At 74.0% G+C, this 20,119-nt stretch carries 20 protein-coding genes and 1 pseudogene; 11 read left to right on the plus strand and 10 right to left on the minus strand.

Going from position 1 to position 20,119, the window contains the following annotated elements; translation table 11 throughout:
* Positions 1-4 precede the first annotated feature (4 nt).
* The 7 genes and pseudogenes from PH189_RS13050 to PH189_RS13075 all read left to right on the plus strand — a co-directional run bounded on the left by PH189_RS13050 (position 5) and on the right by PH189_RS13075 (position 6,568).
* Complete coding sequence (locus PH189_RS13050; protein ID WP_274189220.1) at positions 5-736, plus strand: HipA family kinase; 732 nt, start codon at positions 5-7, stop codon at positions 734-736.
* Entirely contained in the window at positions 733-1,116 is a 384-nt protein-coding gene (locus tag PH189_RS13055) for a DUF3037 domain-containing protein (RefSeq protein WP_274189221.1), read from the plus strand. Before PH189_RS13050 ends, PH189_RS13055 begins: the two co-directional genes overlap by 4 nt.
* Positions 1,117-1,227: 111 nt before the next feature.
* On the plus strand, positions 1,228-3,615 hold the full coding sequence (ppsA, locus tag PH189_RS13060) for a phosphoenolpyruvate synthase (protein ID WP_274189222.1): 2,388 nt from the start codon (positions 1,228-1,230) through the stop codon (positions 3,613-3,615).
* Between the two features lie 93 nt (positions 3,616-3,708).
* Positions 3,709-4,052: pseudogene (locus PH189_RS30480) on the plus strand (esterase-like activity of phytase family protein); the annotation flags it as partial.
* Entirely contained in the window at positions 3,945-4,412 is a 468-nt protein-coding gene (locus PH189_RS13065; RefSeq protein WP_378014963.1) for an esterase-like activity of phytase family protein, read from the plus strand. The pseudogene PH189_RS30480 and the gene PH189_RS13065, both read left to right, overlap by 108 nt.
* 51 nt (positions 4,413-4,463) lie before the next feature.
* Positions 4,464-5,366: a patatin-like phospholipase family protein gene (locus tag PH189_RS13070; protein ID WP_274189224.1), complete on the plus strand. Its 903-nt coding sequence runs from the start codon at positions 4,464-4,466 to the stop codon at positions 5,364-5,366.
* Positions 5,363-6,568 (plus strand): CynX/NimT family MFS transporter, encoded by a 1,206-nt coding sequence (locus PH189_RS13075; RefSeq protein ID WP_274189225.1) that lies wholly within the window; start codon positions 5,363-5,365, stop codon positions 6,566-6,568. Before PH189_RS13070 ends, PH189_RS13075 begins: the two co-directional genes overlap by 4 nt.
* 6 nt (positions 6,569-6,574) lie before the next feature.
* On the opposite strand, the gene PH189_RS13080 is transcribed toward PH189_RS13075, so the two are convergent.
* Positions 6,575-7,297: a TetR/AcrR family transcriptional regulator C-terminal domain-containing protein gene (locus PH189_RS13080; RefSeq protein WP_274189226.1), complete on the minus strand. Its 723-nt coding sequence runs from the start codon at positions 7,295-7,297 to the stop codon at positions 6,575-6,577.
* A 65-nt stretch (positions 7,298-7,362) separates the two neighbouring features.
* Between PH189_RS13080 and PH189_RS13085 the strand changes: the two genes are divergently transcribed.
* A complete protein-coding gene (locus PH189_RS13085) occupies positions 7,363-7,740 on the plus strand; it encodes a VOC family protein (protein ID WP_274189227.1) in 378 nt (125 codons plus the stop codon).
* A gap of 64 nt (positions 7,741-7,804) precedes the next feature.
* On the plus strand, positions 7,805-8,293 hold the full coding sequence (locus PH189_RS13090) for a GNAT family N-acetyltransferase (protein ID WP_274189228.1): 489 nt from the start codon (positions 7,805-7,807) through the stop codon (positions 8,291-8,293).
* Between the two features lie 25 nt (positions 8,294-8,318).
* On the opposite strand, the gene PH189_RS13095 is transcribed toward PH189_RS13090, so the two are convergent.
* From PH189_RS13095 to PH189_RS13125, 7 genes are all read right to left on the minus strand, one after another.
* Positions 8,319-10,391: a prolyl oligopeptidase family serine peptidase gene (locus PH189_RS13095; protein WP_378014958.1), complete on the minus strand. Its 2,073-nt coding sequence runs from the start codon at positions 10,389-10,391 to the stop codon at positions 8,319-8,321.
* A gap of 67 nt (positions 10,392-10,458) precedes the next feature.
* A complete protein-coding gene (locus tag PH189_RS13100; protein ID WP_274189325.1) occupies positions 10,459-11,307 on the minus strand; it encodes an alpha/beta fold hydrolase in 849 nt (282 codons plus the stop codon).
* Positions 11,308-11,528: 221 nt separating this feature from the next.
* Positions 11,529-12,356, minus strand: a complete 828-nt coding sequence (locus PH189_RS13105) for a PadR family transcriptional regulator (RefSeq protein WP_274189230.1) — start codon at positions 12,354-12,356, stop codon at positions 11,529-11,531.
* A 94-nt stretch (positions 12,357-12,450) separates the two neighbouring features.
* The gene (locus PH189_RS13110) at positions 12,451-12,708 is read right to left on the minus strand and encodes a DUF6295 family protein (protein ID WP_274189231.1); all 258 of its coding nucleotides are present in this window, start codon (positions 12,706-12,708) and stop codon (positions 12,451-12,453) included.
* A 5-nt stretch (positions 12,709-12,713) separates the two neighbouring features.
* Positions 12,714-13,469 (minus strand): dienelactone hydrolase family protein, encoded by a 756-nt coding sequence (locus tag PH189_RS13115; protein ID WP_274189232.1) that lies wholly within the window; start codon positions 13,467-13,469, stop codon positions 12,714-12,716.
* Positions 13,470-13,541: 72 nt separating this feature from the next.
* The gene (locus tag PH189_RS13120) at positions 13,542-14,156 is read right to left on the minus strand and encodes a fumarate hydratase C-terminal domain-containing protein (protein ID WP_274189233.1); all 615 of its coding nucleotides are present in this window, start codon (positions 14,154-14,156) and stop codon (positions 13,542-13,544) included.
* The gene (locus tag PH189_RS13125; protein WP_274189234.1) at positions 14,153-14,998 is read right to left on the minus strand and encodes a fumarate hydratase; all 846 of its coding nucleotides are present in this window, start codon (positions 14,996-14,998) and stop codon (positions 14,153-14,155) included. The genes PH189_RS13120 and PH189_RS13125 overlap by 4 nt, the downstream gene beginning before the upstream one ends.
* Positions 14,999-15,123: 125 nt before the next feature.
* On the opposite strand from PH189_RS13125, the gene PH189_RS13130 reads away from it, so the two are divergent.
* Entirely contained in the window at positions 15,124-16,251 is a 1,128-nt protein-coding gene (locus tag PH189_RS13130) for a baeRF2 domain-containing protein (RefSeq protein ID WP_274189235.1), read from the plus strand.
* A gap of 10 nt (positions 16,252-16,261) precedes the next feature.
* Here the strand turns inward: PH189_RS13130 and PH189_RS13135 are convergent, their stop codons facing one another.
* Together PH189_RS13135 and sthA are read right to left on the minus strand one after the other, a co-directional pair.
* Complete coding sequence (locus tag PH189_RS13135; RefSeq protein WP_274189236.1) at positions 16,262-17,422, minus strand: aminotransferase class V-fold PLP-dependent enzyme; 1,161 nt, start codon at positions 17,420-17,422, stop codon at positions 16,262-16,264.
* Positions 17,400-18,884, minus strand: coding sequence for a Si-specific NAD(P)(+) transhydrogenase (gene sthA, locus PH189_RS13140; RefSeq protein WP_274189237.1), 1,485 nt, complete (start codon positions 18,882-18,884; stop codon positions 17,400-17,402). The genes PH189_RS13135 and sthA overlap by 23 nt, the downstream gene beginning before the upstream one ends.
* A gap of 136 nt (positions 18,885-19,020) precedes the next feature.
* On the opposite strand from sthA, the gene PH189_RS13145 reads away from it, so the two are divergent.
* On the plus strand, positions 19,021-20,112 hold the full coding sequence (locus PH189_RS13145) for a DUF4192 domain-containing protein (RefSeq protein WP_274189238.1): 1,092 nt from the start codon (positions 19,021-19,023) through the stop codon (positions 20,110-20,112).
* Positions 20,113-20,119: the final 7 nt, after the last annotated feature.

Genomic DNA, 20,119 nt, shown 5'->3' on the forward strand with positions numbered 1-20,119 from the left:
GCGGGTGTCCGACCTGCGCCGGGTCACAGCCACCCGGTACGTGACCCCGCTGCGCGAGGGCGGGTCGCTGCCCGGGCTGGTGGAGGCCGACGATCTCGGCACCTACGTCGCGAAGTTCACCGGGGCGGGCCAGGGCCCGAAGGCGCTCGTCGCCGAGGTCGTGGCCGGCGAGATCGCGCGGCGCCTCGGGCTGCGGGTGCCCGAGCTCGTCGTCCTCGGCGTCGACCCCGTCATCGCCCGTGCGGAGCCCGACTGGGAGGTCCAGGAGCTGCTCGCTCGCAGCGGCGGGGGAAACCTCGGCATGGATTTCCTGCCCGGTGCCCTCGGGTTCGATCCCGTCGCGCACCGGGTCGACCCGCTCGAGGCGTCGCGGGTGCTGTGGTTCGACGCGTTCGTCGAGAACGTCGACCGGTCGTGGCGCAACCCGAACCTGCTGCGCTGGCACCGCGAGCTGTGGCTGATCGACCACGGCGCCTGCCTGTACTTCCACCACTCCTGGACCCGGGCCGCGGCCGTCGTCGCCCGCCCGTACGACCTGTCCGACCACGTCCTCGCCCCCGCCGCAACGGCGCGAGCCGAGGCCGACGCCGAGCTGGCCGAGCGCGTGGACCGGGCGCTGCTCGACGAGGCCGTCGCCCGCGTCCCGGACGAGTGGGTCGACGACGTCCCGCGGGAGGCCTACGCAGAGCACCTGCTCGCCCGGCTCGCGGCGCGCGAGGCGTGGGTGCCGCGATGAGCGAGCGCGACACCTTCGAGTACGCCCTGTTGCGCGTAGTGCCCGACATCGAGCGCGGCGAGCTGGTCAACGTCGGCGTGCTGCTCTACTGCCGGCACCGCGAGCACCTCGCCGTCCGGACACACCTCGACGCCGACCGCCTGCACGCCCTCGCCCCGTCGGCCGACCTGGAGGCGGTGCGCGACGCGGTGGCCGCCTGGGAGGGCGCGGTGCGCGGCGAGGGTCCGGCCGGCGTGCTGTCGCCGGGGGAGCGCTTCCGCTGGCTGATCGCCCCGCGCAGCACGGTCTTGCAACCGGGCCCGGTGCACACGGGGCTGACCGCGGACCCCGACGCGGAGATCGAGCGCCTCGTCGCCCGGCTGGTTCGCGCACCGTCCTGAATCGCTCCGTGGTTTCTGCGGGTGCCCCGAGGGGGGACTACTCCGGTCGATCGGTCGTGCGCTGCCGTTATGGGAGCGGCGGCGCGCCCGGCCGCGACGGAGGAGGACACGGTGGCGGACGAGGTCCGGTGGCTGGAGACGGTGGGGTCCGGCGACGTCGAGGAGGTCGGGGGCAAGAACGCCTCGCTCGGTGAGCTCATCGGCAACCTCGCCGAGGTGGGCATCCGCGTGCCCGGTGGCTTCGCGACGACGGCGTCGGCCTATCGCGCGTTCCTCGAGGCCAACGGCCTGGACGAGCAGATCGCGACCGTCCTCGGCGAGCTCTCGGAGGGCAAGCGCGAGCTCGCGGACGCCGGGGCGGCGATCCGCGGGCTCTTCGACGCCGCCGAGTTCCCCGACGCCACGGCCGAGGCGATCCGGTCGGCCTACGCCGAGCTGGGCACGCGCCACGAGACCGACGACGTCGACGTGGCCGTGCGCTCGAGCGCCACCGCCGAGGACCTGCCCGACGCCAGCTTCGCCGGCCAGCAGGACACCTACCTCAACATCACCGGGGCGGACGCGCTGCTCGCGGCCTGCAAGGACTGCTACGCGTCGCTGTTCACCGACCGCGCCATCAGCTACCGCGTCGAGCAGGGCTTCGAGCACACCGACGTCGCGCTGTCCATCGGCGTGCAGAAGATGGTGCGCTCCGACCTCGGGTCCGCCGGGGTCATGTTCACGATCGACTCCGACACCGGCTTCCCCGACACCGCGATCATCAACGGCGCCTGGGGCCTCGGCGAGAACGTCGTCGGCGGCGAGGTCACCCCGGACCAGTGGACGGTCTACAAGCCGTTCCTCGACCGCGAGGAGCTGACGCCGATCCTCGCCCGGACCGTCGGGGCCAAGGAGCGCAAGCTCGTCTACACCGACTCGGGGGACGAGCCCACCACCAACGTCGACACCGACGACGAGGAGCGCCGTGCGCTCGTCCTCGACGACGACGAGGTGCTCACGCTGGCCCGCTGGGGCGTGACGATCGAGAAGCACTACGAGCGCCCGATGGACGTCGAGTGGGCGAAGGACGGGCGCACCGGCGAGCTGTACGTCGTCCAGGCCCGCCCCGAGACCGTGCAGTCGCGCGCCGGCGCCGGGACGCTGTCGACGTTCCACCTCGACGAGACCGGCGAGGTGCTCGTCTCCGGGCTCGCGATCGGCCAGGCGATCGCCGCGGGCGAGGTCCAGGTGATCGCGTCGGCCGATGACGTGGACTCGTTCGAGGACGGCAAGGTGCTGGTCACCGAGATGACCGACCCGGACTGGGTGCCGATCATGAAGCGAGCCGCCGGGATCGTCACCGATCGCGGTGGCCGCACCTCGCACGCCGCCATCGTCAGCCGCGAGCTCGGAGTGCCCGCCATTGTCGGGACCCAGGACGCCACCGAGCGGCTCGCCGCGGGCCGCGAGGTCACGCTGTCGTGCGTCGAGGGCGACGAGGGGCACGTCTACGACGGGATCCTCGCGTTCTCCGAGCGCGAGCTGGACCTCGAGGCCGTGCCGGAGACGAGCACGCGCGTGATGATGAACATCGGCAGCCCCGCCGCGGCGATGCAGTGGTGGCGCCTGCCCGCGCACGGCATCGGCCTCGCGCGCATGGAGTACCTGGTCAACAACGTCATCCAGGCCCACCCGCTGGCCCTGCTGCACCTCGACCAGGTGGAGGACGACGACGCGCGGCAGCAGATCGAGGAGCTGACCGCGGGCTGGCCGGACAAGGCCGAGTACTTCGTCGACCACCTCGCCCGCGGGATCGCGACGATCGCCGCGTCGCAGTACCCCGAGCCGGTGGTCGTGCGCCTCTCGGACTTCAAGACCAACGAGTACGCGGGGCTCCTCGGCGGGACGCAGTTCGAGCCCGAGGAGGAGAACCCGATGCTCGGGTGGCGCGGGGCCTCGCGCTACTACAGCGACGACTACCGCGAGGCTTTCGCGCTGGAGTGCCGCGCCCTGGACCGCGTCCGCACGTCCATGGGCTTCACCAACGTCATCGTCATGGTCCCGTTCTGCCGCACGCCGGAGGAGGCCGACCGGGTCCTGGAGACCATGGCGGAGTTCGGGCTCGAGCGGGGCCGCGACGACCTGCAGGTGTACGTGATGGCGGAGATCCCGTCGAACATCCTGCAGGCCGACGAGTTCGCCGACCGCTTCGACGGCTTCTCCATCGGGTCGAACGACCTCACCCAGCTCACCCTCGGGATCGGCCGTGACGACGACCGGCTCACGCACCTGTTCGACGAGCGCAGCCCCGCGGTCAAGAAGATGATCACGATGCTGATCGAGGCCGCCCACGTCAAGGACCGCTACGTCGGCATCTGCGGCCAGGGCCCGAGCGACCACCCCGACCTCGCCGAGTTCCTCGTCGAGCAGGGCATCGACTCGATGTCGCTCAACCCCGACAGCGTCCTGACGGTGATCGAGCGCGTCGCGGAGGCGGAGTCGAAGCGCGACGGGGGCTGAGGAATGTCAGCGAAGTGCCGTCGCAGACGTTGAGTGTCCGTATCGGTTCTTCGATCACCGGCGGCCACGCGGCGCTCACGCCGGTGCAGCACGGTGCACGCATGGCCAGAGCGGCGGCACTCGCGGTCCTGCTGTTCCTGCTCGCGGGGTGCGCCCGGGGCGCCCGCCGCTCAGGTCGCGCCGCAGCCCTGCTCGCCCGCCGTCGCGATCACCGGCTTCTCGGACGCCCTCGACGGCGCGTCCTACGGCACGCGGCGGACCTACCCGCCCACCGGGCTGTCCGGGCTGGCCGTCGACCGGGACGGCGACCTGCTCGTGCTGAGCGACCGATCGGTGCTGTTCACGCTCGACCCGCGGAGCCGCGAGCCGACGGGCGCCGTGCCGCTCTTCGACGAGGACGGGCGCCCGCTCGACGCCGAGGCCCTCGCCGTCGACGCCGACGGCACGCGTCTCGTCACGTCGGCGCCGAGCTCGCGGCCACCGGCGACGGCCGGCTGCTCGTCGTCGAACGGTCCTTCACCCCGGGGGTCGGCAACACCGTGCACCTCGCCCTCGCCACCCCGCGCGGCGACACCCTCGTCCGGACGCCGCTCGCCGACCTCGGCGCTTGCCCGACCCTCGGTGCGCCGGCACAGCAGGCCCAGGCGAACCCGCTGCTCGACAACGTCGAGGGGATGACGGTGCTCGGGCGCACGCTCGACGGGGCCCTGCGGGTGCTCCTGGTCAGCGACGACAACCAGAACACCGACCAGACGACCCGGCTCTACGACCTCGAGGTGCAGCTGCCGCCGGCGTGATCTCCGGAACCCTCTCGTGCGCGTCGGCGCTACGCGGTGGAGGGTGTCGCCGTGACCGACGACGCTCACCCCGGCCCCATCCGCGCCCTCGTCCTCGGGGGAGGGGGACTCGCCGGGATCGCCTGGGAGGTGGGCGTCCTCGTCGGCCTCGCCGAGGGCGGTGTCGACCTGTCGCTGGCCGACCGGGTCGTCGGCACCTCCGCCGGCTCCATCGTCGGGACCCTCCTCACCACGGGCGTGGACCTCGCAGCCGTGCACGAGGAGCACCTCGCCGGAGAGGCGTCAGGCACCTCCGGCCCGCCCGCGACGCTGGACATGGAGGCCCTCGGCGCCCAGCTCGTCGCCGCGATGGACGGCGCCCGCGACGCGGGGGAGATGCGGGCGCGGATGGGCGCCTGGGCGCTCGCGGCGGACACCCCGCCCGAGTCCGAGCGGCGCGCGATCATCGACGCCCGCCTGCCGGTGAAGAAGTGGCCGAAGACGGACCTGCGGATCTCCGCGGTCGACGCGGAGACCGGTGAGCTGGCCGTCTTCACCTGCGACGCCCGTGTCGAGCTGGTCGACGCCGTCGCGGCGAGCTGCGCCGTGCCCGGCGTGTGGCCGCCGATGACGGCGGCGAAGCGGCGCTACATCGACGGTGGTATCGCGTCGATCGTGCACGTGGCCCGGGCCGACGACGACGGCTTCGAGATCCAGGGCGCCGCCGACCGCGTCCTCGTCGTCGCCCCGCTCGACCCGCCGGCGGGTGGCCCGTTCCCCTCGGTGACCCAGGAGGTCGAGCGCCGGCAGGAGAGCCACCCCGACACCGACGCGCTCGCGATCCTCGCCGACGAGACGTCCCTGGCGGCGTTCGGCACCAACGTCCTCGACCCGTCCGCCATGCCGGCCTCGGCGCGGGCCGGACGGGCGCAGGGGCAGGCGTGGGCCGACGAGGTCGCCCGGCGCTGGTCGTGAGCGCGCCCGTCGCGACCGCGACGACGGCACGGCGCGGCGGCGCCTTCGCCGCCTTCGCCGTCCTCCTGCTCGCGGCGAACCTGCGGCCGCCCGTGGTCGGGGTGGCGCCGCTGGTGGACCAGGCGCGCGACGATCTCGGCGTCTCGAGCGGCGTCGCGGGGCTCCTGACCAGCCTCCCGGTCCTCTGCTTCGGTCTGCTCGCGCCGATCGCGCCGCGCCTCGCGCGTCGCTGGGGACTCGAGCGCCTGATGGTGGCGGCGCTGCTCGTGCTCACCGCGGGCATCGCGCTGCGCCTGGTGGACGTGCTCGCCGTCATCCTCGTCGGGAGCGTGCTCGTCGGGACGGCCATCGCGGTGGGCAACGTGTCGTTGCCGACGCTGGTCAAGCGCGACTTCCCGCACCGCACCGGCGCGATGACCGGCGCGTACTCGATGGTCCTGACCGGCGGCGGCGCGCTGGCCGCGGCCGTCACCGTCCCCCTGCAGCGGGTCACCGGCCTCGACTGGCGGTACACGCTCGGGCTGTGGGGCCTGCTCGCGCTGGTGACGCTGGCGGTCTGGGTCCCCCGCGCTCGCCGTCGCACGGTGCCGTCGAGCCCGCTGGGGGAGGCCGCGGCGATGCGTCGCGGGCTGCTGCGCGACCCGCTGGCGTGGCAGGTCACGCTGTTCATGGGTCTGCAGTCGCTGCAGTTCTACGCGACGTCGGCATGGATCCCGACGATCTACGTCGACGCCGGGCGGAGTCCGGCCGAGGCCGGCCTGCTGCTCTCGCTGGCCGGGATCGTGGGCCTCGTCTTCTCGGCGACGATGCCCTCGCTGGCGATGCGCCGCCCCAGCCAGAGTGCGCTCGTCACGGCGACCTGCCTGTTCTACGTCGCCGGCTACGCGGGGCTGATCCTCGCGCCTGGCACGCTCGCTGCGCTCTGGATGGTGCTGCTCGGGGTGGCGCAGGGCTCGAACATCGCCCTCGGGCTGCTCCTGATCACCCTGCGCTCGCCGGACACCGCACACACCGCCGAGCTCTCGGCCATGGCGCAGGGCATCGGGTACACGCTCGCGGCCGTCGGCCCCTTCGGTCTGGGCGCGCTGCACGACCTCACCGACGGGTGGACGGTCCCGCTCGTGGTGATGGCGGTGCTCGTGGTGCCGACGGTCCTCATGGGCATCGGCGCCGGCCGGGACCGGCACGTGCTCACGCCCTGAGCCCCGTCACTCGATCACGGCGGCCAGCCCGTCGAGCGCGCGGGCGAGCCCGAACCGCCAGGCGCGGTCGGGATCGCGGGCCGAGCCCTGCGCGGCGCCGGCGGCGGTGCCGACCCGGGTGGCGCGGGGGTAGCGCTCGGGGTCGAGCACCTCGGCGAGCACCGGGGCCCGCGCGGCCCACCAGGCGGCGTCGTCGGAGGTTCCGTCGTCCGGGAGTGCCGCGGCGCGGGTGACGTCGAGCAGGAAGGTCAGCGCGGCGTCGCGGTCGACGTCGTCGAGGTCCTCCAGGCCGTCGAAGGCCGCCAGCTCGTGCTCGTACTTCGCGGTCTCGCCGGGCCCGAGCACGGGACGACGGGGGTCGACACGCGCCGCCCACGGGTGCGCGCGGTAGAGCGCACGGTTCTCCTCGGCCACCGCCGTGAGGCGCGCGCGCCAGGGGCGGCCGGCGGTGTCCTCGCGCGGCATGGCGGCGTAGGCGGCGTCGACGACGAGGTCGGCGAGCTCGTCGCGCCCGGGGACGTAGGTGTAGATCGTCATCGGGGCGACGCCGAGCTCGGTGGCCAGGGCGCGGATCGTCAGGCGCGCCAGCCCGTCCGCGCCGCCGGCGTCGGCGAGCGCCGTGGCGGCGCGCACGACCGCGTCGAGATCCAGGCCGCGCCGGGGACCGCGGGTGGCCGGGGGCTCGGTGCGCCACAGCAGCGCGAGCGTGCGGGCGGGGTCGGCGCTCATCGGCGACACCCTCTCACTTCTTCGTGTACAACGTACGGTGTACAGCGTACGGAGAAAGAGGGTCCATGAAGATCAGTGCGTCCGCCGTCTCCCTCAACGTCGCCGATCCCGAGGCCTCGGGGGCCTTCCTCGTCGAGCACTTCGGTTTCGAGCAGGTCATGACCGCCGACGGCTTCGTGTCGCTGGCCCGGGAGGACGCCGGCATGTCCGTCGTCTTCCTGCGCACCGGGCTGGAGTCCCTGCCCACCGATCAGCGCGACGAGCACGCCGCGGGGCTCATCCTCGCGTTCGTCGTCGACGACCTCGAGGGCGAGCTGGCCCGGCTCGAGTCCGAGGGCGTGACGATCACGATGCCCCTGACCGTCGAGCCGTGGGGCGAGCGCGCCTTCCAGGTGCGCGACCCCAACCGCGTGATCGTGCAGCTGGTCGACTGGGAGGGCTGACGCCACGTGAGTGATCCGGGCCGCCCCGACGACCCGGATCACTCACGTGCGCCAGCATGGGGACGTGGAGATCGTCCTGACGGCCGTGCGCCCCGACTCGCCCGACGGGCTGATCGCCCTGCGCGCCTACGCCGACGAGCTCGCCCGCCGCTGGCCGGAGAAGGCGCCCGAGCCGTCGTGGTCGCAGCAGTTCCTCGCCGACGACCCCCTGGTGCTGGCCCCGCCGTCGGGCGTCCTCGTCGTCGCGAAGCAGGGCGAGCGGGTCGTCGGCTGCGCCGGCCTGCGGTTCGAGGGGGCCGACGTCCCGCCGGGCGCGGGCGAGATCAAGCGCATGTGGGTCGACCCCGAGGTGCGCGGCCAGGGCCTGGCCACGCGCCTGCTGCACCACCTCACCGAACTCGCGCGGGAGGCCGGGCTGCGCCGGCTGGTCCTCGACACCGCCGACGACCTCCTCGAGGCCCGCGCGCTCTACGCCCGTGAGGGCTTCGTCGAGACCGAGCCCTACAACGCCAACCCCTACGCCGCCCACTGGTACACGCGCGACCTCTGGTGAGCGGGACCGCTGAGGATCGGGACCCTCACCCCACCTGCCGCCAGCAGAACTCGAAGACGAGCGCCCACTGGAACGCGCGCTGGGCGTTGTCGGCCGCGCCGCCGTGGCCGCCCTCGATGTTCTCGTAGTACTCGACGTCGTGGCCCTGCTCGCGCATCCGGGCCACGGCCTTGCGCGCGTGGGCGGGGTGGACGCGGTCGTCGCGGGTCGAGGTCGTGACGAGCACCGGCGGGTAGGCCTCGTCGGCGCGCAGGTTCTGGTACGGCGAGTACCGCGCGATCCACGCCCATTCCTCGGGCTTGTCCGGGTCGCCGTACTCGGCCATCCACGACGCCCCGGCCAGCAGCAGGTGGAACCGGCGCATGTCGAACAGCGGCACCATCACCACGATCGCCCCGAACAGCTCCGGGTAGCGGGTCAGCATCACGCCCATGAGCAGGCCGCCGTTGCTGCCGCCGTGGATCGCCAGCTGCGACGCGGTCGTGATCCCGCGCTCGACGAGGTCGCGGGCGACCGCCGCGAAGTCCTCGTACGCCCGGTGGCGGTGCTCGCCGAGCGCCGAGGTGTGCCACGTCGGCCCGTACTCGCCGCCGCCGCGGATGTTCGCGACGACGTACGTGCCGCCGCGGGAGAGCCAGCCCCGTCCGATGATCCCGCTGTAGCCCGGCGTCAGGGCGATCTCGAAGCCGCCGTAGCCGGTCATCAGCGCGGGGCCGGGGGTGTCGGCGACCCGGCCGACCACGAAGTACGGCACCTGGGTGCCGTCGTCCGAGGTCGCGAAGAACTGCCGGACCTCGAGCCCGCTCGCGTCGAAGCGCGCGGGCGCCGTGCGCAGGACCTCGGGCTCCGGGTCGGTGTCGCGCCCCAGCTCGCCGCGCAGGAACGTCGAGGGCTGCGTGTAGCCGTCGGTGTCGAGGAAGTACTCGTCGCTCTGGTCGGGGTCGACACCGATGAGGTCGACCGAGCCGAGAGCGGGCCCGGCGGGCAGCTCGCGGCGCGCCCAGTCCTGGTCGGGGGTGAGCACCTCGAGACGCGTGACGACGTCGGTGAGGACGGCGAGGACGAGGTGGTTCTTCGTCCAGGCGTGGTAGCTCAGCGAGCGGCTGGGGGTGGGGGCGAAGAGCACCCGCGCCGACCGGTCGCCGGCGAGGTAGCCCTCGAAGTCGAAGCACAGCAGCGAGCCCGCCGCGTGCTCGACGCCCCCCACCTCCCACGGCGAGCGCGTCCGCACCACCAGCCATTCGCGCTCGATGTCGGTGTCGGCGTCCGGCGGCACATCGATGAGCTCCCGCGACCCGTCGGGGCGCAGCAGGAACTCCTCGGTGGTGTGGAAGTCGGGGCTGCGCCCGACGAAGTCGCGCTCGAAGCCCGGGGTGTGGTCGTGCGAGGCGAAGGCCGACACGTCGGTCTCGTCGGCGGTGAACACGATCTCGGCCTCGGCGACGGGCTGACCGCGTCGCCACCGGCGCATCACCCGCGGATAGCCCGACGTCGTCTGCGAACCGGGTCCGAGGTCGGTGCCGACGAAGACGGTGTCGGCGTCGATCCACCCCACGCGGCTCTTCGCCTCGGGCAGCGTGAACCCGTCGGGGACCCAGGTCTTCGAGGCGAGGTCGAACTCGCGCACCACCGTGGCGTCGGCGCCGCCGCGGGAGAGCTGGACGAGGGCGCGGTCGTAGTCCGGGTAGCGGACGGCGGCGCCCGCCCAGACCCAGTTCTCGTCCTCGTCCGCCCCGAGGGCGTCGAGGTCGAGCAGCAGCTCCCAATCGGGGTCGCCGCTGCGGTAGCTCTCGAGCGTGGTGCGCCGCCAGAGCCCGCGGGAGTGGTCGGCGTCCTGCCAGAAGTTGTAGAGCAGCGCGCCTCGGCGTCGCACGTAGGGGATGCGGTCGTCGGCGTCGAGCACCGCGCGCAGACCGTCGCGCAGCTCGGCGAAGCGCTCGCCCCCGGTGAGGACGTCCAACGACTCGGCGTTGCGCTCCTTCACCCAGGTCAGGGCCTCGTCGCCGGTGACATCCTCGAGCCACAGGTAGGGGTCGTCGGGGGTCCCGTCCGGGCTGGCCGTGGTCGCGGGGGAGCTCACGCGACCATCCTCACCCATCGCCGGACCCCGACGCTCGTGGGTGATCTGATGTTCTCCGAGAGAGGACGGGGGAGGAGCCCGAGGGTCAGTCGTTCCGGCCGTGGCGCAGGAGCTCGCGCCACTCGGCGGCGCTCCAGTGGGCGGGGGCGGTGCCGTCGAGGAACGTGCGCATCGCGCGCAGGACCTCGCCCGGGTGGGTGTGGAACGGGAAGTGCCCGGCGCCCTCGAACACCTGCAGCTCGCTGCCGGGCATGGCGTCGTGCGCGAGCTGCGCGTGCTCGACCGGGACGACCATGTCGTCGGAACCCCACAGCAGGAGCGTCGGCATCCCCGCGGTGAGGTAGCACCGGTCGAGCATGGTGACCACCTGGCCTCGCCAGTCGACGACGGCCCGCAGGGTGCGCAGGAACGCGCTGCGGCTGGTGGCGTCGGGGAGGGCGTCGACGAGCCGGACGAGGTCCTCGGCGTCGTGGCCCAGCGGATGGTGGAGGCGGGCGAGCGCCCACATCACCGCCTCGGTCTGGGTGCGCATGCCGGGCAGCCCGAGCATCCCGAGCACGAGCTGCGCGCCGGGCAACGAGGCCGCGCGCAGGGCCGGGCTCACGGACTGGGAGACCCCGCCGGCGCCGATGAGCACGATCCGTTCGGTGCGCTCGGGGTACTGGTAGGCGAACTGCATGGCCACCCCGCCGCCGAGCGAGTGCCCGACGAGGGTGGCGCGGTCGACGTCGAGGACGCCGAGCAGGTCGCGCATCCCGTTCGCGTACGCCGCGACCGAGTAGTCGCCGCGCGGCTTGTCCGAGCCGCCGTGCCCGAGCAGGTCCGGGGCGAGGACGGTGTGGTCGCGGGCGAGGTCGTCGAGCAGGGGACCCCACGTCGACGAGTCGTCGCCGATCCCGTGGATGAGCAGCAGCACCGGACCGGAGCCGGCCATCCGGAACGCACGGCGGTACCCGTGCACGGTCCGGTACTGCAGGGCCCATCGCTCGCCCGGCACGTCCCGCAGGACGGGGCCGGGCGAGGGGGGGGCCGGACGGTGGGCGGCGGAGCAACACGGCCGGTCCTCCGACCTCCTCGGTCTCGTCGTCAGCGGGACCGGAAGCCTAGGGCCGCGGTGTGACGCGACGTCACCCCCGTGTTGCGGCCGTGTGACGGTCACCCGGCCGTGCCCGTCTCGCTCCCGCTCGGGTCGGCGTCGCCGCCCGGAGTGGTCGGCTCGCCCGCGGGTTCGCCGGCTGGTTCACCGGCGAGGAGCAGGTAGAGCCGGCGACGGGTGTCGTCGAGCAGGCGGACCGCCTCGGTCACCTGCTCCTCACGGCCGACCTGGGCGACCTGCGAGACGGCGCCCATGACGAGGCCGACCGACTCGCGCAGTGCGCCGAAGCCGTCCTCGGCCGCGGCGGTGTTCCACACGGCGTCGAGCTCCTCGCGGTGCTCGTCGACGTAGGTGCGGCCCGCGTCGGTCAGGTGGATCACCGACCGGCCCTCGGCCTTCTCGGTGCGCACCAGGCCCTCGTCGGCCAGCTGCGACACCGTCGGGTACACCGAGCCCGGGCTGGGGCGCCATGCCCCGCCGGAGCGCTCGGCGATCTCCTGGATGATCTGGTAGCCGTGCATCGACTCCTCGGCGAGCAGTGCGAGGACCGCCGTGCGCACGTCACCGCGCGCTCGTCGTCCACGGCCGCCGCCGCGCGGGCCGCCGAAGCCGCCGGGGCCGCCGAAGCCACCACCCGGTCCGCCCCCGGGGCCTCCGAAGCCCCCGGGGCCGAAGCCCGGCCGACCGAAGGGGCCTCCGCGCTTCCCGCGGCGGAACCGCTCGCGGGGGTCGCCCGCGTCTCCACCGAACATCGCCGCACGGGCGAACCCGCCGTGGCGACGCCGCTCGCGGCCGTGGGGACCGTGCCCACCATGGCTCCGGTGTCCGTGCGGGCCGTGCCCGCGTTCTCCCTCGTTCCAGCTGTCGCCGGGCGTCTCGTGGGTCATCGTGTCGCTCCTCCTTCAGTGTTCGATCGCGACACACTAACGATATATCGCGACTGTCGGCAGCGCAAGGCGCTCGAGAAGGGACGGAAGGGTCCTAGTGCTCGGCGGCGCGCTCCACCGTGACCGCGAGGGCGGCGAGCAGCTCCTTCGCCGAGTCCAGGCTCAGCTCCACCGCGACCCGCGCTCCCGGACCACGGCCGGGGTTGAGGAAGTCGATGTTCACGGTGTGCTCGTCGGGCGCGTGGACGGGATGGTCGTAGTAGACGGTGGCGGTCTCGAGCGGGAACCAGCCGTCGGGCCCCTTGCCGCTGGACTTCGCCAGCGCGAGCTTCTCGGTGCTGTAGGTGCACATGCGGCTCACGCCCCCGCAGGGGTGAGGTGTCGTGCGAGGAAGTCGCGGATGCGCTCCCAGCCGTCGACGGCGGCGGCGACCCGGTAGCTGGGGCGGTCGACGGAGAAGAACGCGTGCCCGGCGTCGTCGTAGCGGTGGAACTCGTAGGTCCTGCCGGCCTCCTGGAGCAGCTTCTCGAGCTCGTCGACCTGGTCGGGGGAGGGGTGCGCGTCCTCGTTGCCGAACAGGCCGAGCAGCGGCGCGCGCAGCTCGGGGATGCGGTGGCCGAACGGGCTGACCTGCAACGGGAACCCCTCGGGGGGCGCGCCGACGACGAAGGCGCCGTAGCAGTCGATCGCGGCCTGGAGGTCGACCTCGATACCGGCGAGGACGGCCTGGCGCCCGCCGGAGCAGAACCCGATCGCGCCGACCCTTCCGTTGCTCGTGGGCAGCGAGCGCAGCCAGCGCGCGGCGCCGGCGGCGTCACCGACGAAGCGCTCGTCGGGCACCCCGCCCTGGGCGCGCGCGGTGGCGGCGGCGTCGTCGGGAGCGGCGCCCGGGGCCTCGCGCGTGTAGAGGTTCGGGCAGATCGCGTGGTAGCCCATGGTCGCGAACCGCCGCGTGATCTCCTTGGTGGCGGCGTCGTACCCGGGCATGTGGTGGATGACGATCATGCCGCCGCGGGGCCTGCCGTCCATCGGCCGCGCCGTGTAGGCCTCGATCTCGTCGTCGGCGTGCCCCCGGATGCCGATCGTCTCGGCCAGGACCGCGTCGTACTGCATGCTGCGCCACCTCTCTCGTCGTTGTCAGCCTGGGGGCCATGCTGGCGTTCGACGTCAGGAAAGCCCCCACGATCATGAGCTCGCGCGGCGCCACCGGGCGGGTCCGTCGACGTACAGGTCGCCGTCGTGGAGGTCGTTGACGACGAGCGCGGGGAAGTCGCGAACCTCGAGCCGGTGCACCGCCTCGGCGCCGAGGTCGGAGTACGCGATCACCTCCGACGACGTGACGCACTGCGAGAGCAGGGCCGCGGTGCCCTCGATCGCGCCGAGGTAGACGCAGCCGTGCTCGCGCATCGCGACCTTGACCGCGTCGGAGCGCCGGCCCTTCCCGATCATCGCGCGCAGCCCGCGCTCGACGAGCAGCGGCGACCAGGCGTCCATCCGCGACGCGGTCGTCGGCCCGGCGGCGCCGATCGCGTGGCCGGGACGGGCCGGGGTGGGGCCGACGAAGTAGAGGGTCTCGCCGGCCGGGTCGAACGGGAGGTCCTCGCCCGCCTCGATCGCGGCGGCGAACCGGGCGTGCGCGGCGTCCCGGCCGGTCACCAGCGGGCCCGAGAGGAGCACCGAGTCCCCGCTGCGCAGCTCACGGACCGTGTCGGCGGCGAGGGGCAGGGAGATCGAGGTGGGGGATCTCCTGGCGTCTGACGTCGGCGTGGCCCCCACGCCGGCACCGTCGGCGTCCGTCACAGGGTCACCGTCCGTACGCGGTGGGAGTGGCAGTCGAGGTTGATCGCGACGGGGAAGGCGGCGATGTGGGTGGGGTAGGCCTCGACGTGCACGGCGAGGGTCGTCACCGTGCCCCCGAAACCGGCCGGTCCGATCCCGGTGGCGTCGATCGCGTCGACGAGCTCGGCCTCCAGCTCGGCCAGGCGCGGGTCGGGGGAGGGGGAGCCGGTGGGCTCACGGGTGAGCGCCTTCTTCGCCAGCACCGCGGCGCGGTCGAACGTGCCGCCCATCCCGATCCCGACGGTCACCGGCGGCGACGCACTCGGGCCCGCTGCCTCGATCGTCTCGACGACGAAGCGCTTCATGCCCTCGACCCCGGCGGCGGGGGTGAGCATCCGCAGCGCCGACATGTTGTCGCAGCCCGCGCCCTTGACCAGCAGGGTCAGGCGCACGTCGGCACCGGGCACGAGGTCGTAGTGGACCATCGCCGGGGTGTTGTCGCCGGTGTTGGTGCGGTCGACCGGCGAGCGGACGAGCGAGGCGCGCAGGTAGCCGTCGCGGTAGCCCTCGGCGACGCCGCGATCGAGCGCCGCGGCCAGGGAGCCGCCGGTGAAGTGCACGTCCTGCCCGATCTCGAGGAAGCAGACCGCATAGCCGGTGTCCTGGCAGAACGCGATCCGCTCGCGGGCGGACACCTCGGCGTTGGCGAGCAGCCGGTCGAGGACCTCCTTCCCGATCGGCGACTCCTCCCGCGACCGCGCCCGCCGCAGCGCATCGACCTGGTCGCCGCGCAGCTCGTGGTTGGCCTCGATGCACAATCGCCGGACGATGTCGGCCACCTCGTCGACCGGAATCTCCCGCACGCCGCAGGGCTTACCGCACGGCCCGCGAGCACGCATGGCGGAAGGGTCGAGAGGGTAGGTCGGGAGGTAACGCAATCGATGTCCCCGACCCCTGACAGGGCGGGGTGGAGCAGGAGGAACACCGGATGGACCTGTCGCGTACTCGAGACATCTTCGAGCGGCCGGGGCCGTTCGCGACGGTCTACCTGGAGGCCGTGCAGGCCGGCGAGAACTCGGCCAAGCAGGTCGAGCTGCGCTGGCGCGACCTGTCGAAGCAGCTCCAGCAGGCCGGCGCCGACGACAAGACCCTCGCCGCGCTGGACGACGAGCTCGGCGGCGAGCGCGCCGGCTCGATCACCGAGGTCGGCCGCGTCCTCGTGGCCTCGGCGGACGGCATCCTCTTCGACGACGAGGTCGAGGCCGTCGACGCCGCCGGCGACATCGCCGTGTGGTCGCCGCTGCCCGAGCTCGGCCGGTACTACCGCAGCCAGACCGGTTCGGTGCGCGTGCTGCTCGCCGTGGTCGACCAGACCGGCGGCGACATCTACCAGGTGATCGCCGACAACAGCGAGGGCGCGCGCGAGCTCTCCGAGGAGACCGTCCAGGGTCAGGCGATCGAGACCGTCCACAAGGCCCGCGGCGGCGGCCCCGGCAACCGGACCCGCCAGAACCGCCACGAGATGGCGTCCTACGAGAACGCGGATGCGGTCGTGAAGGGGCTGCGCAGCGCCGCCTCGCAGTTCCGGCCCGAGGTCATCGTCATCGCGGGCGAGATCCAGGGGCGCTCGTCGGTGCGCCAGGAGCTGACCGGCGACCTCGCGGGCATCACCCGCGAGATCGAGGCCGGCAGCCGTGCCGCCGGCGCCTCCGAGGACGCGCTCGAGGACGCCCTGCTGACCGTCACCGGGGAGATCGCCACCGAGCGCGAGTCCGGCGTGCGTCAGCGCTTCGAGGAGGGCAAGGGCCACGCCAACGCGGTCGAGGGCCTCGAGCCGGTGCTCGAGGCCGCGCGGACCGGCGCGGTGGACACGCTCCTGCTGGTCGACGGTCAGGAGGTGCCCGGCGAGCTCTACGCGGGGTCGTCGCCGGAGGCCATCTCCACCGATCCGGCGAACCTTGCCGAGATCTCGGACACCGAGCCCGTCGCCCGGCCCGCGGAGCAGGTCCTGCTGCGCGCCGTCGGCGCCCTCGGCGGCCAGGTGCAGGTCCTCGGCGGCGGCACGTCGCTGCAGGACGGCGTCGGCGCGATCCTGCGGTTCCCGACCGGGAGCTGACGGCCCCGCCTCACAGCAGCGCCGCGAGCTCCCGCGCCGCGACGCGGGCGTCGTCGAGCGTGACGTAGGGGGCGGCGAAGCCGAAGCGCAGCAGGTCCGGCGGGCGGGCGTCGACGACGACCCCCCGCCGGGCCAGCGCCGCGCACCGGCCCTCGGCGTCGGGGACGCGCACGGCGACGTGCCCGCCCCGGCGCCCGTGCTCCCGCGGGGTCACCACGTCGACCCCGGCCGGCAGCGCTTCGAGGAAGGCGTCGCCGAGCGCCAGGGACGCGGCGTGGACGCCCGGGAGGGCAGGGCTGTCGGAGCCGTCGAAGACCGACAGCGCGCCGTCGAGGGCGAGCATCGAGAGCATCGGCGGCGTGCCCACGCGCAGGCGCCCGACCCCGGGTGCCGGGGTCCACGCCTCGGTCATCGCGAACGGCTCGGCGTGCCCGGTCCAGCCCGTCAGCGGCGGGTCGAGGACGTCGTGGTGCCGGGCGGCCACGTAGGCGAAGGCAGGCGCGCCCGGGCCGCCGTTGAGGTACTTGTAGGTGCAGCCGACGGCCAGGTCGACGCCGAGGCCGTCGAGGTCCACGGGCAGGACGCCGACGGCGTGCGACAGGTCGGCCACCACCACCGCGCCGGCCGCGTGCGCACGGTCGACGATCGCGGCGAGGTCCCACCGTTCACCGGTCCGGAAGTCGACGGCGGGCACGGCCACGACGGCGGTGTCGGCGTCCGGGGCCATCGCGTCCGGCGACGCGGTGACGAGCGTCAGCCCCGTCAGTCGCGCCACCGACGTCGCGAGGTAGCGGTCGGTGGGGAAGTGGCCGGCGTCGGAGAGCAGCACCGAGCGTCCCGGCCGGAGCCGGGCCGCGGCGATCAGCGCCCCGAAGAGCTGCACCGACGTCGAGTCGCCGACCACCGTCTGCCCGGGTGCGGCGCCGACCAGCGCGCCCACCCGGTCGCCGAGGCGCTGCGGCGTCGCCCACCAGCCGCTGTCCTCCCAGCCCGCGACCCCGACCCGCGCCCACTGCTCGTCCACCGCCGCGAGCACCGCGTCCCGCGCCGCGCGCGGCTGGGCACCGAGGGAGTTGCCGGCGAGGTAGACCGCGTCGCCGCCGTCGGGGGCGCGGGGGAGGACGAAGGCGTGGCGCGCGAAGCCGGGCTCAGGCGAACTGTTCGAGGGCACGGATCTTGTTCGTGGCGTCGAGGGCGGCGACCTTGTAGGCCTCCGAGAGCGTCGGGAAGTTCAGGACCGCGTCGACGAGGTAGTCGACCGTGCCGCCACAGCCCATGATCGCCTGGCCGATGTGGACGAGCTCGGTGGCCGAGGTACCGAACACGTGCACGCCGAGCAGCGCGTGGGTGTCGGGGGAGACCAGCAGCTTGAGCATGCCGTAGTCGTCGCCCACGATCTGGCCGCGCGCGAGCTCGCGGTAGCGCGAGATGCCCACCTCGTAGGGGACGGACTGCTCGGTGAGCTCGGCCTCGGTGGCCCCGCAGTAGCTGACCTCCGGGATCGTGTAGATCCCGAACGGCGAGACCGCGCTCGTCGACGGCACGGGCTCGCCGAACGCGTGGTACGCGGCCTGCCGGCCCTGCTCCATCGACGTCGCGGCGAGCGCGGGGAAGCCGATGACGTCGCCGACGGCGTAGATGTGTGGCGCCGCGGTGCGGAAGTGCTCGTCGACCTTGAGCCGGCCGCGGTCGTCCACCTCGAGCCCGGCGCGCTCCACCGCGAGCTGATCGGTGACGCCCTGCCGGCCCGCCGAGTACATGACCGTCTCGGCCGGGATCTTCTTGCCGCTCGCGAGTGTCGTCACGGTGCCGCGCTCGGACACCGAGACCCCGGAGACCTCCTCGCCGAACCGGAAGGTCACCGCGAGGTCGCGCAGGTGGAACTTCAGCGACTCGACGACCTCGGCGTCGCAGAAGTCGAGCATCTGGGGCCGGCGTTCGACGACGGTCACGCGGGTCCCGAGCGCGGCGAACATCGAGGCGTACTCGATGCCGATCACCCCGGCGCCGACGACGACCATGCTGGCCGGGATCTGCTCCATCGCGAGGATGCCGTCGGAGTCGACGACGCGGCGCTCGTCGAACTCGACCTGCGGGGGTCGCGCGGGCCGGGTGCCGGTGGCGACGACGATCTTCGCGGCGGTGACCGTCTGGTGCTCCCCGCGGAATCTCCTCCCGTCGCTGCGCTCGCCCCGCGGGTCCCCGACGACCTCGACGGCGTGCTCGTCGACGAACCGGGCGGCGCCGCTGAGCAGGTCGACCCGGTTGCGCTGCAGCTGCGCGCGGATCACCTCCTCCTCGCGGCCGATGACGAAGTTGGTGCGCGCGAGCAGGTCCTGGACGGTGATGTCCTGCTTGACCCGGTAGCTCTCCCCGTAGAGCCCGCGCATCGCGTAGCCGGTGAGGTAGAGGACCGCCTCACGGAGGGTCTTCGACGGGATCGTGCCGGTCTGCGTGCAGACGCCGCCGATCATGCCGCGCCGTTCGACGACCGCGACCCGCTTGCCGAGCTTGGCGGCCGCGATCGCCGCCTTCTGCCCGCCAGGACCGGAGCCGATCACGAGCAGGTCGTAGTCGTGGGAGGTGTCGGGCCCCGCGGTCACGTCGGGCGAGACGTCCGTCGGGGGATCCACGGGGTGCACGGCCCCACCCTCGCCGCCGCCCGGGGCCCCGGCAAGCGGATCGCGTGACGGTCCGGAGAAGAGCAGTTGTCCACAGGCCCCGGGAACCCGATGGATCCGGCGGAACCGCCGCTGCGTCCGAACCCTTGTGAGCACCGACCACCGCCCCGGCCGCCCTCGATCCGACGCCCCGCCCGACGCCCCGGGCCCCCTCCGACTCCGCCTGCACGAACCCGGCGAGCTCATCGCCGCCGTCCCGCACCTGCTCGGCTTCCGCCCCGTGGAGTCCGTGGTGATCGTCGCCGTCCACGGGGGCGGACGGCGGCGACGGCTCGGCGTCGTCGCCCGGGCCGACCTGCCCGCTCCCGACGACGTGGAGGTCGTCGTCGAGGGGTGCGCGGCCCGGGTGGTGCCCACCGGGCCCGTCGAGATCGCGGTGATCGTCGTCGCCTCCGGCCCGGGCGACGGCGAGCCACCCCGGCTCGACGTCGCCGACGCCGTCCGGGAGGCCTTCACCCGGCGCGGGGTCGCCGTGCCCTCACGGCTGTGGGTGCCGCAGATCGCCGCCGGGGCGCCGTGGCGGTGCTACACGCCGTGCGACTGCCGGGGGGCCGTCGCGCCCACCGAGGACTCCCCGCTCGCGGCCGCGGCGGCCTGGCTCGGGCAGGTCACCTACGCGTCGCGCGACGAGCTCGAGGCGTCGCTGGCGCCGGCGGGATCGCACCACCGGATGCCCGAGCTGCTCGCCGCGGAGTTCGAGGCCGCCGCGCTCGACCGGGAGCTCGGCGGCCCGGCGGCCGCACGCCGGGATCTCGACGCGGTCGTCGCCGCACGCGACGAGGTGGCCGCCGGCCGGGTGCTCGGCGACGCGGAGATGGCGCGCGCCGCGGTGGCCCTCACCGACCCGGACGTCCGGGACACCGTGATGGGCTGGGCGCTCGACCCCGACGAGGCGATCGCCGCGGCCGCCGAGCAGCTCTGGACGCTGCTCGTGCGCGCCGTCCCGGCGCCCGAGGTCGCCGAGCCCGCGATCCTGCTGGCCTGCGGGCTGCTCGCGCGCGGCGGCTCGGCGCTCGTGGGGGTGGCGCTCGAGCGCGCGCGCCGCGCCGACCCGGGCCACCGGCTCACCGGGCTCGTCGAGGCCCTGCTCGCGTCGGGCGCGGGGCCGGACGCGGTGCGCACGATCATCCGCGAGGCCAGCGCCGAGTCGGGAGCGCGGCTGAGAGGTCGGACGGAGTGAGGCCGTC

Source organism: Actinomycetospora chibensis (genome assembly GCF_028737215.1).
GTDB lineage: Bacteria > Actinomycetota > Actinomycetes > Mycobacteriales > Pseudonocardiaceae > Actinomycetospora > Actinomycetospora chibensis.